Raw genomic sequence first — 13,904 nt, 5'->3', positions numbered from 1 at the left:
ACGTAAAGACAGGAACTCCGTGGTGGAACAGGGGAACTGAGGAAATCGACCTAGTGCACTAGGGTCTGTCTGTACTAGTGCACTAGGAGGGTGGGACGGGATGACGGAACGGGAACAGGCGCCGTACGTACGCATCGCGGCCGAACTGCGGGGCCGCATCGAGCGCGGCGAGCTGCGCCCGGGGGACCGGGTGCCTTCGACACGGGCCATCACCCAGCGGTGGGGGGTGGCCATGGCCACCGCCAGCAAGGTCCTGGCCGCGCTCGGGCAGGAAGGGCTGGTGCGGGCGGTGCCGGGGGTGGGGACCGTGGTCGCGGCCCGGCCCGCAGCAGGCCAGGGACGCCGGACCGGTGCAGAGGACGACGCGCAGCAACGTGCGCGGATCGTCCGCGCGGCCGTCGAGATCGCGGACGCGGAGGGGCTGGCGGCCCTGACCATGCGCCGGCTCGGCGCGGAGCTCGGGGTCTCGGCGATGTCCCTGTACCGGCACGTCGGCAGCAAGGAACAGCTCGTGGTGCTGATGGCCGACGCGGCCTTCGGGGAGCAGGCCCTGCCCGAGCGGCCGCCGCCGCACTGGCGGGAGCGGCTGGAGCTGTCGGCGGCCCTGCAGTGGCGCCTGTACCGGGCCCACCCCTGGCTAGCGGCGGCCATGAACCTCAACCGGCCCCTGCTCATCCCCAACGGCATCCGGCACATCGACTGGGCCCTCGCCGCCTTGGACGGGCACGGCCTGGACGCAGGTACCCGGATGCACGCCGCCGTCACCCTGTTCGGCTACGTCCGCGGCCACGCCGTCGACCTCGAACCGGAAACCGCAGCCGAGCAGTCCAGCGGAGTCAGCGGGGAACAATGGATGCAGGCCCAGGAAACCCGCCTGGCGGCCCTCCTCGAACACGGCGCCTTCCCCGCCTTCACCGCCGCCCGCACCGACGCCGACCTCTCCCCCGAATCCCTCCTCCACTACGGCCTCACCGCCCTCCTCGACGGACTCGCCACCCACATCACCACACCGCCGAACTGACCACCCCACACCCCGGCCCTCGGCAGCACACCCGCCGAAGCCCCCTGCCGGTCAACGGGACGCCGGTGCACCATCCGACCGGCCCACCCACCCCCCAGACGACAGCCCCCTTCACCCACACAACGACACCCAGGCGACACAGCACCTGAACCCGCCGCAGCCACCACCAGTGAAAAGTGATGACTCACACTCACTGCACATCACACGGTGCCCATCACACCTGGCTGTCGCTTCGCTGGCGCTATAGGCCAAGACAGGTAGCCACCACGGGCCGCCGCCCCGGTCACGAGATGCGCGCTGGTTGGCCAGTGCCTCTACCGCATCTCGGCACCCCGTGGCAGGAGGATCGGCATTCCGTCCTCCCGGCGCCACGATGCATAAGAGACCCGTCATGACGGCTGCTCGGCAGGTGGAGGGTCATAGTGATCGGGGCGGGGCTCGAAAGGCTGCTGTACACGCGGCCGGTACCGGAGACCACCGAGCAGCAGCTGGGAGCGCTGCTCAGGTGGGCGAAGGGCTCCAAACAGATGGTGGCGCGGGAGTTGGGCGTGTCCCTGCGGACGGTCCAGCGGTGGACGGCCCGAAGGCAGCGGCACGGGCCAAGCCCTCTGCCCGGCACGCGGCACTGATCGGCACACGGCTACGGGCCCGGTGGCAGCCGCTGGTACGTGCGCGGCGCAGGGCCGCCGCGGAGCAGCAAGGACTGGTGGTGCACACCCGGGCGCGGTTCGGCTTCGCGGCAGGGGCTGGCGGCTCGGATGATCCGCGGCACCGGCTTCTGACGGTGCCGGGGCCCGGCGAGGTAGCCCGGGAACTGTTCTCCGCCTGGGAGGCAGGTGCCCCGGACCGGCAGTACCAGGTGATCCTGGGCCGGGCGCTGGGGCACGTCTACTTCCGAGGAGCGGGCCGGCGGGCAGACGCCCTCCAGGTGAAGCTCAGGGAAGTCGACTTCATCGAGTTCGGACTCGCGTAGTCGGCGTGGTGCCGCCGCCGGGCGGCGAAACAGCAGAGCGCAGGGGCTGCTAGCCCAGGGCCTCGCGCTGCTCCCGCCAGTCCCAGACGACCGGCGCCCGTCGTTCTCCTCTCCAGGCAGGAGGGGGCTGGGGCGGACGGATCTTGATGCTCTCGGCCAGGCGCAGCAGGGCAGGACGGTCGGCCGGAGCGGCCAGAAGGCAAGCGGCATCGGTCAGATGCGCGAACCGGGCTGCGGCGTGGAGAAAGTCGCGGGCCCAGGCAGGCACGGGGTAGATCGCGCAGCCGTCGGTGCAGCGGGCTTGATCGTGCAGGGTGAGGGTTCCGGCCGCGGGGTCGAAGCCGTCCGGGCGGGCGGTAGCCAGCTGCTGGAACGAGGCACCGACGGCAACGGCCGCCGCGAGGGCGGCGGCGCGGGCTGGATGGGACGTCGCCGTGTGCAGGCGGTCGGCGAACCGGACGGCCTGGGCCTGGGTCGGGGGGATGGGTGCCGGGCGCTGCTGGCAGACGATCGGCCGTGGAGTACAGGCGGTGGTGCAGGGCCGGGGACTGTCGTAGGAGACGAGGCGGTCCAGGGCATCGAGGGTGATCCAGCGCCAGGGCGCAGGCGCCGCGGATACCTGCACGCCGGGTGGCGGGGGGGCGCTGCCGTAGTAGAGGGTTCGGGCTTCGGCCAGCGTGTCGACGGTCGTGTGGCCGGTAGCGGCCAGGGTACGGCCAGCGGCGGTGGTCAGGCGGGGCCGGTGGACGACGAGGGTGAGGTGGATGCCGGTCTGCCGCTGGAGGCCAAGGAGGCGCCGCAGGCGGCGGTCGTCGAGAAGGTGTGCGCGCAGGACGGTCAGGCGGGTGACGGCCCGCGCTGTCGTCCATGCCGCGGCCACTTCCCACAAGGGCGGTCTGCCGTGCGGGAAGCGGCCCGGAATGTGGGGCTCCTTGCCCAGCGCGAGAAGCAGATCCCCAGCCAGTGCGGTCTCGCTGGTCGTTCCCAAAGTGGGGTGGAGGGCGATGCGGCCGGCCTGCGGGCGTGGGCGGCCAAGGCTGCATGGGTGAAGGCGGCGTCGTCCCCGGAGTCCAGGACGACGGCCAGGCACGCCGTGGCTGGTGGGGTCATGCGAGGCGGCTGAAGGCCCAGCGCAGCAGCTCTCGGTCCGGGCGCGGGCGGCCGGTGCGTTCCAGCGCGGTACGGGTATGGGCGGTGAGCTGAGCCCAGGCACGGAAGTTGCCGTGGGCGGCCTGCTCATCAGCGAAAGTGATGTCGGCAGGGTCGGCGTCTTCCCAGACGGGGTGGAAGAGCGGGACGACGTCCAGGACCTCTTCGGGGGTCAGGCGGGTGAACTGCTGCCAGATGAAGATCCGGGAGGACAGCATCGGCTCGCGGCACAGCACGGTGTGGGCTCCGGCCCCACCGACGAAGACGATCGCAATCTGGGTGGCGCGCTCATCCCACAGGTAACGGAAGTACTCGAACGCCTCCCCGTTGAGCCACTGCCCCTCGTCCACGAGGAATGTGCGGGGCCGCTCGGCCAGGGCGGTCTTCAACAGGCGGTCGAACTCGCTGGGGTGGCGGGGAGGCTCCCCGGGCAGACGGAGCGTCTCGAACAGCTCGTAGCGGACCGCGCGGGCGGTCGGACGGGCCCGGAAAGCGACCCGGCAGACCTCCTCGCCCCGAGTGTCCTCCAACTCGTGCAGACACGTGTTGACCGCCAGGGTCTTGCCGAAGCCGGCGTTGCCGTGGATACACATCATCGCCCGCGCGGCAACCGTGTCGGCGATGTTCTCCCGCGCGGTGAGCAAGGCCCTCGTGGTCACGATGGAGGCGTCAGGCAGACCGACGTACTGGTACGTGGGTGCGGTCACCGCGCAGCCCCGCCCTGCCCGCTGCCGCCCGCCTGCGCTGCCGGCCCGCCATCCTCAGGAGCCTGGGGCACGGCAGTCTGGCGGGTACGAGCGGCGAGCGACGGCGGAGTACGCCAGCCCGGCGGTGCCGCAGCCGGCGGGATCAGGTCCGGCAACGCCAGCCTCGACAAATCCGCCCGATCAGCCGCCGCCAGCTCCGCACCGGCCTCCACCGCGGACACCGCACCTAGCCGCTCCGGCTTCCCCGGCCGGGTCACCACCGCATAACGCTCCCGCTGCGCCGCCGTCAGGTCCTTACGCAGACGCCGGCTGCGCGCGGCCCGCGCCGTACGGACCGCGGTGATCTGCTCCGGGCTTGCCTCGTCCGCGACGGTCGCAGGGCCCAGGTAACGCCCGGTCGTGGCGTCGAAGACCTCGATGCTGTGATCGTGGTGCGGCATGAACCGCACCCTGACCCCGTACCCGCCAGGCCCGTCATCCACGGCCCCACATAGTCCCGCCTGCGGAACCGCACGCCACGAGTGGAGACCACCCGCACACGGCCGTCGTCCTCCAGCGTGAACGTCCACAACTCCCCGGGGCTGACCTCCCGCACCGGAGTCGGATCGGCCTCCCAGGCCTGCAAAGGCGACTTCCCCTCCAGCGGCTGGGGCAGGTGGCAGGTGTTCCACCACTCCACCCAGCCCAGCAGGCGAGCAGTGAAGTCCTCGAAAACGAGCAGCGCCTCATCCTTCGGCCGCGCCCGTCGCCGGCCTGGGCGCGGCTGGCGCACGTACCCCGGCAGTGCCGCCAGGAGCACCGACTCCACCGCCCGGTTCAAGCCCCCCACCGTGCCCTTCAGGTGCGGGGTGTAAGCGGGCAGGTCCTCCACCTGGACCACCAGCGCGCCGAACGCCGCCACGACCGTCTTCGACAAGAAGTCCTTGCCCCGGTCCACACGAACCTCCTCCGGGAGCCCGCCCTGCGGCCCGAACGGCTCCTCACGCAACACCGCCGCACGGAGCGCGGCCAGCACCGACTCCCGCGACGGATACCCGGCCGTGACCGCCACCCCCATGATCACGTTCGTCGCGCAGTCCACGAACCAGGTGATCCAAGGCCGCCGGGCAGCGCCCTCGACATCGACCAGGACCGGAGCCTGGACGTGATCGGCCTCCCACACCTGATTCCGCCAGCCCCGAGGCCGGGCCAGGAACACATCATGCTTCCGGGCCACACACTCACCACCAGCCAGCCCCGCCCGCTCCCCCGCAGCCAGATCCCACCGGATCGCACGATGCAACGTCGTCAACGACGGAGCGGTACCAGGAGGCGACTGCCGGGCAGCGCACTCGGCCAGCCCACGCTGCACCGCAACGTCGTCAACGACGGAGCAGTACCAGGAGGCGACTGCCGGGCAGCGCACTCGGCCAGCTCACGCTGCACCGCAACGACGTTCCCACCCCACAAGGCCAGCAACGCACGTACCTCCTCCGACACGACGAACCGGTCCACCCGCGCCAGCCGGACACCCGCAACGACCCCGGGACCGGGACCGGGAGAGGGCACAACGAGCCAGCACCACACCGTCCGCTCCGACACTCCCAGCGCCCCTGCGGCCACCCGCACACGGCCTGCCGTCAGCCGACCCGCCGCCCGCAACTCCAGCAGCCGACCCACCACCGCGCCGCGCATCTAAACCCGCGCGACCTCCGGCAGCACACCCCGCTCCCCCACCACCACACACCCCACGACCGGGACAACCTCCACAGACCCCAAGCCTCCCGGCCGCCACACCCGCCATGGACAAGAAGCACCACTTCCGTGTCAATGGAGACCGTGGTGATGTACCGCCCCATGACAGCGACAACCACCCCGCGCACCACTTCCGTGTCAGCAGCGGACACGCCTCCAGGCCACACCACCAGCACAAACAACCCCGACTGACAACCCGTCACTACCAACCCCCACTAACACCAAACCGACACATCGCACCCGGGACCGACTTGGCCGCGGTCACCGCCGACCAGGTCCGCGAGGTCGTCGAACGCCTTGTCGCGGCCGGTCAGTGGCGGCGGGGTGATCCCGAGGTCCTCATCGTTCTCGACGCCGGCTACAACGCACCCCGCATCGCCCACCTCCCCCTTGTGGTGACGATCGCGATCACTACGAGAAGGAGGGCGGCCGCCGCGGCCACGAGGCGGGTGACGGTCCAGACCGGGCCCACCACCGCCCCGTCCGACCCACCGGCCTCGTAGGTCAGCCGCATGGAGGTCTCCGCGATGACCACGGCCGGGATCAGCAGCCGGAAGGGCAGCCGCAGAAGTGGCCGACGGGGACCGGAGTCGGAGCGGGAGAGGTGTCCGGCGAGTCCGCAGAGCGGCCCCAGTACCGTGGCGAAGAGACACCACACCACGATCATGGACAGGAACTCGTTCCATCCGAAGAACTCGGCCTTGTTCGCCGGGTCGTTGAAGTCCGGCACCCTGAAGTCGCCTTGGATCGCCTTCGTCACGTAGTAGGCGAGGACAGCGACCAGCTGGGCACCCCAAGCCGTGAGGGCGGCTCCCCACTTGGACCGAGCCGCCCGTCCAGCGCCGAAGGCGATCAGCGCGTACATCCACCCCGAGACAAAAGTGATGCTCGCCGCATGGGTCAAAGGGTTGTCCATTGACTCCAGGAGCGGTCCGGCGATTCCGACGGCCAACCCGGCCGAAGAGGAAAGCGTGACAGCCAAGGGCGAAAATCGCACGTACGAAACCTCGATATACATCGAAAGGGGATTCGGAATCTACCTTACCGGCCTTTCCCTGCCTACCGGGAAGACGACGGAGGCACCGAAGGCCTGACCACTCGCGGCATCGCCACGACCGGCCAGGCTTTCGGTCAGCAAAGGGCGGGTGATTTAGTAGACACCCCAGTAGGTGCTGCACTTGTAGGCCCAGCCAGTCGTACGGGAAGCTTTGGCCCAGACGTCAGCCGCCTGAATGTCCTTGTCCGTCAGATCCCCGATGGCGACGCTGGCGGAGTGCTTCTTGTCGGGGTAGATGTAGTTCGAGTAGCACTGCTTGTAGCCACCGTCAGCCCTCGTACCGTGATGCCAAGTACCCCCGCCGACACTCTCCTTGGTGAGCGCGCCGGAGCCCTCCACGAAGGTTGCCACACCCCACTCGACGGGCTTTTCGCCGTTCGGACCTATGAGCTCGACCGGCGGGATGTCGCCCTTGGCCGCACTGAAACTCTGCACCTGCGGTGCGGCCGAGACGGCCGGCCCGGAGGCGACCACCGCCCCAGCAGCAACCAGTACCGAGACCACGCCGAGAGTCAAATTCCCAGGCTTCTTCATCAGGTTTCCCAGTATTTCCTGTTCAGAATACTCAACCGCAGGCTCGCGACTGACAGCGGGAGGGGGTGAGTCAATTGATCGAGCGTGGCTGACATTTCCGACCGAAGCCACGCCGCGGATTCGATGATTTCCCTCTCGCAACTCCGGATCGCCTTTTCGCGACCTTGCAGGGAAGACTACCGAGACGAAGATCCACTTTGGTCGAGTTCCCATTCACCTACGATGCGTCGAGCGGCCGTCCGGGGCCCGCGCCCGCAACCGGGTCCCCTGGAGGAAGCATCCATCGGCCACGGCCGGGACGCCGACGGAAGCTCTGGGAGCGCGCTCTCGCGTCAGCGCAACCAGCGTGTGCGCCAGGCCACTTCACCGCTGTCGTCCGTGGAAACGTGATCCCGCTCGACCCCGAGCTTCTCGAGGACGCGGAGCGACGGTGCGTTCCACGCACCGACGGTCGCCCAGAGCCGGTTCCGCCCGGTCGCGGCAGCGGCATCGAGCACCGCGCCGGCCGCCTCGGTGGCGTAGTCATGCCCGTGCGCGCGCTGGAACAGCTCGAACGCGATTTCCGGCTCCTCCAGGGTGGAGCGGCCGGTGATCAGCCCGCAGTAGCCGATGAAGTCGCCCTCGTCGCGGCGCTGAATGGGCAACAGGGCGATGCCCGTCGCCTCGGTCGCGGTGAGCAGCTCCGCGATGGACGATCCAGGTCAAGGGCGCAGCGGGACCGTACGGCCCACCGCGCGCAGCCGACCGTGCCCGTCACGGCGGCCCAGGACGAGGAACTGCGGGCGGGTAAGAGTGCCGGTGATCGCGCCGATGATGGCTTCCCTGATGATCTGGTGTGTTCAAGCGCATCAGGAGGGGTCTAGTTGAGCGAGTGGCACGTGGAGTGGGTGCCGGATCCAGGCCGGTGGGGAACGCTGCCAGCGGAGGGTGTTCTTGGGGTGCAGGACCTGCCAGAGGCGGTGGCCCGCATCGGTCTGAGGCCGGGCGATCCGGTGTACTTACGGCCGGACGGCATGGTGGACCGGGATTTCCTGGATTTCGTACGGTCTGAGGTCTTTCGGAATCTGGAACGGGAGACGAAGCGGAATTACGGAACGGATTATCGGCCGCTGCTGAATTTCCTGTCCTCGCGTGGGCTGTCGTGGCGTGAAGCAAGGCGGCAGGATCTGGCGGACTACCGGCACTGGCGGTGTGATGCGCCAGAGAACCCAGGCAGGATCGGTGGTTCGAAGTGGGACCGTGAGGCTGCCGCGTTCACGAAGTTGTTCAAGTGGGGCAAGGTCTATCCGCTTCCGGTGGATGTCTCCCGGCACGAGGACAGGGCCCCGGACTCGGTGAGCGCGCGGGTGTCGTGGCTGACGCCGCGGACCTGGGATCTGTGGTTGGACATCGGACTGCGGGGCCATACCCGCGCTGGCGTCGCCGTGCTGGGCTGGGAATCGCGTACGGAGCTGCGGAACACCAGCTTCGTGCAGATGGTACTGAGTTCTGGGTTGCGTCGGCAGGAGTGCGGCTCGTTGCTGACGCTGGAGCTACCCACGCAGAGTCTTCGCCGCGGCCGCTACCTGCATGGCCAGCTGGCGGGTGCGTTGACGAGGTCGAAGAACAGCCGGACCTATTACGCGTCGGTGGATTCGGTCGGCCAGGTCGAGGCTTACGTGGAGTCAGAGCGGGCGTGGGCGATTCAGCGAGCCCAGGAGCGGGGCCTTTATGACCGGCTGCCGGTCGTGCGGCTGATCACCGAGGTGACCCGCGGGTTGAGGCCGAAGGTTGAGTGGGTAGACCGGAACGGGGTCGTCGGTGCTCAGGAGTTAAGTCGGCTGGGCTGGCGTGAGCGGCAGTGGCTGTTCCAGCCGGGCCCGGACGGGCCGGAGCCGGCGTGGCTGTGGCTGACCGAGCAGGGTCTGGCGATGGCCCCGGACCGGTGGAACGGTGTGTTCAGGGCGGCGAATCTGCGCTGCGAGCAGGTCCTGCTCACCGAAGAGGACAGGGCGATGCACCGGAGGTTCCGGCTTGCGGAGGTGCGCGGGAAGAGTCCGTACGCGACGCCGCACTCTGGCCGGCATTCGTTCGCGCTCTACATGTTGATCCTGCTCAACGAGCTGTTCGAGAAGCGTTACGGGCTGACCAAGAAGGATCGGAGGGACTTCGCCCAGCTCTTCGGTGATCCGTGGTGGCTGGTGAAGACGCTGCTGGGTCACTCGGACGTGGAGACGACCAAGCGGCACTATCTCGCGCCCGTGTCCCACCTGCAGCTGGAGTCGATCCTCGCTGCCGCGGAGAGCACCGAGGAGGGCCAGGACATCGAGGACGCGGACGGGGTGTTCGCCCGGCTGGCCCGCGAGACGGTCGGCATCCAGGATATCGACACGATCGTCGAGGTGGTGTGGTGAGCGGGCGTGGCCGCAAGGCCGTCCCACCGCCGCCCGACCACCACGTCGAGCCGCCGCTGGGCCCGGATGGGCTCGTGGTGACGGTCACCAACAAGGCCGGGTTCAAGAAGGAGTACGACTTCGCCGGATTTCCTGTGGCCGGGCCGACGCAACGGTCTCTGGCCGTCGCGTTCGCCAGCCAGTCCAGGAACTGGACAAGCCACCGGTCAGCTCAGACCTATTGGTCGAGTCTGAAGTTGTTCGCGGACTTCCTCTCGGAGCTGGAGAGCCCGCCCGAGGACGTGGACGGTCTGACCCTGGCCGTGATGCAGAGCTGGCGAGAGGCGAACAGCGGCACCAGCGCCGGCACGAACAAGCAGTCCATGGTTCGCACGGTGCTGCGACAAGACGTGCGGTTGGCAACCGGGCTCGTGGCAGAGGAGCTGGCCCGTCGGGTCCCGGCCCAGAAGCCGAGCAAACAGTCGTTTGAGGATGCCGAGTGGGAGCGGGTAGTGCTGACCGCTCAACGGCAGTTTCGGTCGGCCTGGCTGCGGATCGGCGAGAACACACGCCTGCTGAACAGCTGGCGGTCCAACGAACTCGCCGCGGGAAGCCGTGGGTGGAAGATCGGGAAGATTCTTGATCACCTCGCCCGCACCGGCGATGTCCCCCGCACTCTGCACCCCAGTGGAGACCGCGGCGTGAGAAGCGGCCGTCTGCTGGGCGGCAAGGGGGCTGAGCAGACGTGGGGGCGGTTGTTCTTGGCCCGCGGTGAACTCACCGCGCTGGCCGTGCTGCTGACGGACCGGTTCGGGTGGAACCTGTCGCAGTACGACCGCATGCCAGTGCCGACGATCGCGCCGTCAGTCGGAGAGACCACCTCGCTGACCTACCAGGTCCAGGTCGAGAAGCGCAGAGCAGGCAGCGGGCGGTGGTTCTCCACCGAGAACATCACCGATTCAGGAGCCGACTCGCCGGGGAGGCTGATTACCCAGGCCCTGGAGGCCACCGCTCATGCACGGGCACTGGCCCACCGGCTGAAGCCGGGCGTCGACCTGCTGATGGTTGCTCGCGTCCGCCGCCCTGAGGACGAGCACACCGACCTGGACCGGCCGGCCGTGCACTGGCCCCTGTCCTTTGGTGTCTCCCTCGGGATGAGCAGGTGGTGGGCCGCAAGCAGTGGGCTCGGCGGGTCGCCGTTCCAGCGGGCTCGCCGGACGACGGTGACGAACCAGGGACGCCCGCTGCAGCACACACAGGGCACGCACGAGAGTGTCTACGTGCTGCCCGACAAAAGGGTTCAGCGCGCTTCGCGCCAGGTGTTCGCCGACGGCGCCCTCGAGGCCCTGAACCAGGCCCGGGCTGTCGTCTTCGGCGGGACGATGGCGAACGAGCCGAATCCGGAACATCAGCAGACGGCAACGGTGGACTGCGAAGACGAGGAAGCCAGCCCCTGGCCGGCTGGCGAGGGCGGCTGCGGGGCGGATTTCCTGCTCTGTCTGGCCTGCGCCAACGCATACGTCCATCCCGGCCACCATCCCCGGCTCGCCCACCTGCACCAGCAGATCACGAGTCTGCGGTCCGTCTTGGAGGAGGACGTGTTCCGTGAACGGTGGAGGGTTCATCTGACGCGGCTGGAAGACCTGCGAAAGAGGGTCGGTCCGGTCGCCTGGAAGACGTCCTTGGCCCGTGTCAGCGAGGCCGACCGCACTGTTGTCCGGCTTCTGCTGAAGGAAGGCCTCGGCCCATGACCAGCCCTGCTGCCCAGTACGACCCGTACGTTCTGCCCCTTCCCACCCCGCAGACCCCGGTAGTGCTGCCCCAGTGGATCAGCGCCGGTAATACCCACTCCAACTCCCGCTACTGCGATGCCGTCTGGCCTCTGGCACCACTGATCGACAACCCCAGCACCTACCTCGTCAAGATCCACTGGAGGCAATGTCCGGCTCTCCTGCTCGGCGAGATGAAACTCATCACCTGGACGATGATCAACGGCAGACTCCGGCCCACCCACCTCAAGGCCCGAGGGGCCGGAGCCAGGGCCCGAACATCCGCGCATGACCTTCGGGACACCCACGGCGAGTGGATACGGCTGGCCCGCTGGCTGCACGAACGCCGCATCACCCGCCTGGTCGACTGCACCGACCATGTGTGGCGGACCTACATAGTCGAACGCTGCAGCGACGTCTCCCGCGGTCATGCGGAGAAGATCTGCTCCATGTTGACCGATTTGTGGGCGTTCGATCAGCTCAGCGCCGAACCCGTCGGTGCCACCCGGCCTCCGTGGGACAGCGAGGGAGTCGACGACTTCCTTCCCCCGGCCGGCGGCTCGGACCGCGGCGAGAACAGCACCGAGCCGCTGGACCCGCAGGTTCTCGGCCCTCTGCTGGTCTGGGCGATCCGTTTCGTCGACATCTTCGCCGACGACATCCTGGCTGCCTGGTCCGAACGATGCCAGCTGTTCGCCGTAGCCGCAGTCAACCAGGCGTCCGCCGAGAGCCACGCTGCCCTCGAAGAGTTCCTGCTGCCCCGCGTTGGTTCGGGCGCCCCGCTGCCCTCCATCCACTTCAAAGGCCGGAGTGCACTGGCCCGCACCTACATAGCCGCTCTCACGGGCGCGAGCACCATCCAGGTCAACCGGTTTGCCACGAAGCACCAGCTCCACGCCCTGGTCCCCGAGCGTCCGGGCGCGTGTCCCTTGAACGTGCCTATCCTCGGCCAGATCGACGGGAAGCCCTGGCGCGATCACATCGACGTCGAAGAGTCCGCCGAGTGATGAGGCACCTTGGCACAGCCGCAGTGATCCTCTGCCTCTATTTGACCGGTATGCGCCCGCAGGAGGTGCAGGGTCTGCGATCCGGCTGCTGCCCTGATCCTGAGCCCACGGCCGATGGCGCCGCCGGGCGGCATCTGATCCGCAGCCGGCACTACAAGAACGTCACCGACGAGGACGGCAACCACATCTCCGCAGGCGAGGACCGCGACATTCCCTGGGTGGCGATCACTCCAGTCGTCCACGCAATCCGTGTCCTGGAACGCATGGTCCCTGACGGGGAACTCCTCCTCAGCGCCGGTCACCATGCTTTCGCCTCCAAGCGTGGCCACCACGGAGCGTTGAAGGGCGGTGCGCTGAACGACCAAATCGAGAGATTCGTCGTCTGGGTGAACCGCGAGGCCACCTCGCTGGGGCTGTCCCATCAGACCATTCCCGAAGATCCGCATGGAGCGAGCGGCATGTCGCGGTTCCGCCGCACCCTGGCCTGGCACATCGCCCGCCGTCCGGCCGGGCTGATCGCGCTCGCGATCCAATACGGGCACATGCGAACCGTCCTGGATGCCCGGACCTCCAGCGGCTACGCCTCCCGCAGCCAGCGTGGTCTCCACAGTGTCCTAGATGTCGAGACGGCCCTTGCTGCCGCGGACACCGCCGCCCGGCTAAGTGATCGGATGGCCTCGGGAGAGAGGATCTCCGGCCCCGCCTCCCGCAGGGCCATCGCCGCGGCAGCGACGACTCCGAGGTTCGAAGGCCGCATTGTCCCCGCGAAGTTCGCGGGGAAGGCCGCCAGGTTCCTTGCCCGGGACGGTGTCGTCCTCTACGACAATCCCGACGCGTTCTTGATCTGCGCGTTCAAGCACGACAACGCGCTCTGCGAACCCGAACCGGGGGCGACAGCCCCGCGGCAGTACGCCTGCCGGCCCGGCTGCGGCAACACCGTCCGCACCGATACCCACGCCCGCCAGCTGCGGACACGGGCTGATGAGATCGACCAGATGGCCGCCGCAGCACCCGGCCCGCTCGGCAATCGACTCCGAGCCAACTCCGAACGACTCCGGGCGACCGCCGACGCTCACGACACCACCGCCCAACCTGCCGAGGCCCTTACATGAACGACCAGCACCCCGACGAGCGCACCCGCATCCGCGAAGCCATCGACCGACTCCTGGCCGGGCAAGCCGTCGCCTCCAACGGCAGCCTCACCGTCGTCGCGCTGGCCGCCGAGGCTGGCGTCCACCGCATGGCCCTGATGAAGCGGCACGCGGATTTGAAGAACGAGTTCTATGAACGCGTCCGCGAAGAGACCAAACAGATTCCAGAAACGGAGAAACGACTCAGGGAAACCGTTACCAGCCTCAAGAGGACTATCGCCAACCAGAGAGCCGAGATCGAAGAACTCCGCCGACTGGTAACCAACCTCACCCTTGCCAGCGCCGTGCTTACCGAGGAGCAGAGCACGTCAACGGACCCCGCCCCGCCTCCCGACAACGTCATCCTGCTTCGCCCACCCACCACCTGACATCTGCACCCATTCGGGGCCGCGCCCGGTCGACGGAGCACCGGGGCGACCCCGTCGACGCG

Annotated in this window: 13 protein-coding genes and 2 pseudogenes; 9 read left to right on the top strand and 6 right to left on the bottom strand. The window is 68.6% G+C overall.

Annotation, left to right across the window (positions count from 1 at the left end):
• Positions 1-100 precede the first annotated feature (100 nt).
• The 3 genes from OOK34_RS00330 (at position 101) to OOK34_RS00325 (ending at position 1,994) form a co-directional block, all read left to right on the top strand.
• On the top strand, positions 101-1,021 hold the full coding sequence (locus tag OOK34_RS00330; protein ID WP_267031823.1) for a GntR family transcriptional regulator: 921 nt from the start codon (positions 101-103) through the stop codon (positions 1,019-1,021).
• Between the two features lie 527 nt (positions 1,022-1,548).
• Entirely contained in the window at positions 1,549-1,650 is a 102-nt protein-coding gene (locus OOK34_RS35465; RefSeq protein ID WP_353963387.1) for a helix-turn-helix domain-containing protein, read from the top strand.
• Positions 1,647-1,994 carry a hypothetical protein gene (locus OOK34_RS00325; protein WP_353963386.1) on the top strand — a complete coding sequence of 116 codons (348 nt, stop codon included), beginning with the start codon at positions 1,647-1,649 and terminating at the stop codon, positions 1,992-1,994. Before OOK34_RS35465 ends, OOK34_RS00325 begins: the two co-directional genes overlap by 4 nt.
• Positions 1,995-2,043: 49 nt before the next feature.
• On the opposite strand, the gene OOK34_RS00320 is transcribed toward OOK34_RS00325, so the two are convergent.
• The 3 genes from OOK34_RS00320 to OOK34_RS00310 all read right to left on the bottom strand — a co-directional run bounded on the left by OOK34_RS00320 (position 2,044) and on the right by OOK34_RS00310 (position 5,141).
• Entirely contained in the window at positions 2,044-2,874 is an 831-nt protein-coding gene (locus tag OOK34_RS00320) for a hypothetical protein (RefSeq protein WP_267031821.1), read from the bottom strand.
• 226 nt (positions 2,875-3,100) lie between these two features.
• A complete protein-coding gene (locus tag OOK34_RS00315) occupies positions 3,101-3,850 on the bottom strand; it encodes an ATP-binding protein (protein ID WP_267031820.1) in 750 nt (249 codons plus the stop codon).
• Positions 3,851-4,136: 286 nt separating this feature from the next.
• Positions 4,137-5,141 (bottom strand): transposase family protein, encoded by a 1,005-nt coding sequence (locus tag OOK34_RS00310; RefSeq protein WP_267031819.1) that lies wholly within the window; start codon positions 5,139-5,141, stop codon positions 4,137-4,139.
• Between the two features lie 676 nt (positions 5,142-5,817).
• Between OOK34_RS00310 and OOK34_RS00305 the strand changes: the two are divergent.
• A pseudogene (locus OOK34_RS00305) lies at positions 5,818-5,970 on the top strand (transposase); the annotation flags it as partial.
• On the opposite strand, the gene OOK34_RS00300 reads toward OOK34_RS00305, so the two are convergent.
• The 3 genes and pseudogenes from OOK34_RS00300 to OOK34_RS00290 all read right to left on the bottom strand — a co-directional run.
• Positions 5,943-6,602, bottom strand: coding sequence for a DUF6518 family protein (locus tag OOK34_RS00300; protein WP_323183385.1), 660 nt, complete (start codon positions 6,600-6,602; stop codon positions 5,943-5,945). The pseudogene OOK34_RS00305 and the gene OOK34_RS00300 sit on opposite strands and share 28 nt — an antisense overlap.
• A 132-nt stretch (positions 6,603-6,734) precedes the next feature.
• Positions 6,735-7,175, bottom strand: coding sequence for a lactococcin 972 family bacteriocin (locus OOK34_RS00295; protein WP_267031817.1), 441 nt, complete (start codon positions 7,173-7,175; stop codon positions 6,735-6,737).
• 332 nt (positions 7,176-7,507) lie between these two features.
• Positions 7,508-7,870, bottom strand: a pseudogene (locus OOK34_RS00290) (GNAT family N-acetyltransferase); the annotation flags it as partial.
• 168 nt (positions 7,871-8,038) lie between these two features.
• Here OOK34_RS00290 and OOK34_RS00285 point away from each other — a divergent pair.
• Genes OOK34_RS00285 through OOK34_RS00270 form a run of 5 tightly spaced genes read left to right on the top strand, consistent with a single transcriptional unit; the run spans position 8,039 to position 13,842 of the window.
• Positions 8,039-9,568, top strand: a complete 1,530-nt coding sequence (locus tag OOK34_RS00285; protein WP_267031816.1) for an integrase — start codon at positions 8,039-8,041, stop codon at positions 9,566-9,568.
• Positions 9,565-11,298 carry a hypothetical protein gene (locus tag OOK34_RS00280; RefSeq protein WP_267031815.1) on the top strand — a complete coding sequence of 578 codons (1,734 nt, stop codon included), beginning with the start codon at positions 9,565-9,567 and terminating at the stop codon, positions 11,296-11,298. The genes OOK34_RS00285 and OOK34_RS00280 overlap by 4 nt, the downstream gene beginning before the upstream one ends.
• A complete protein-coding gene (locus tag OOK34_RS35305) occupies positions 11,295-12,323 on the top strand; it encodes a hypothetical protein (protein WP_323183384.1) in 1,029 nt (342 codons plus the stop codon). The genes OOK34_RS00280 and OOK34_RS35305 overlap by 4 nt, the downstream gene beginning before the upstream one ends.
• A gap of 23 nt (positions 12,324-12,346) precedes the next feature.
• Positions 12,347-13,435 (top strand): hypothetical protein, encoded by a 1,089-nt coding sequence (locus OOK34_RS35300; protein WP_323183383.1) that lies wholly within the window; start codon positions 12,347-12,349, stop codon positions 13,433-13,435.
• Positions 13,432-13,842, top strand: a complete 411-nt coding sequence (locus tag OOK34_RS00270; RefSeq protein ID WP_267031814.1) for a hypothetical protein — start codon at positions 13,432-13,434, stop codon at positions 13,840-13,842. The genes OOK34_RS35300 and OOK34_RS00270 overlap by 4 nt, the downstream gene beginning before the upstream one ends.
• The last annotated feature ends 62 nt before the right edge of the window (positions 13,843-13,904 follow it).

Origin of the sequence: Streptomyces sp. NBC_00091 (assembly GCF_026343185.1) — a bacterium.
Taxonomy (GTDB): domain Bacteria; phylum Actinomycetota; class Actinomycetes; order Streptomycetales; family Streptomycetaceae; genus Streptomyces.
The sequence above is the reverse complement of the archived record's forward strand: the minus strand, read 5'-3'. Positions and strand labels throughout refer to the sequence as shown.

Bases quoted from the DNA above. Each gene is read 5' to 3' on its own strand.
- OOK34_RS00330 (WP_267031823.1), top strand. From the start codon at position 101: ATGACGGAACGGGAACAGGCGCCGTACGTACGCATCGCGGCCGAACTG.
- OOK34_RS35465 (WP_353963387.1), top strand. From the start codon at position 1,549: ATGGTGGCGCGGGAGTTGGGCGTGTCCCTGCGGACGGTCCAGCGGTGG.
- OOK34_RS00300 (WP_323183385.1), bottom strand. From the start codon at position 6,602: ATGTATATCGAGGTTTCGTACGTGCGATTTTCGCCCTTGGCTGTCACG.
- OOK34_RS00295 (WP_267031817.1), bottom strand. From the start codon at position 7,175: ATGAAGAAGCCTGGGAATTTGACTCTCGGCGTGGTCTCGGTACTGGTT.
- OOK34_RS35305 (WP_323183384.1), top strand. From the start codon at position 11,295: ATGACCAGCCCTGCTGCCCAGTACGACCCGTACGTTCTGCCCCTTCCC.
- OOK34_RS00270 (WP_267031814.1), top strand. From the start codon at position 13,432: ATGAACGACCAGCACCCCGACGAGCGCACCCGCATCCGCGAAGCCATC.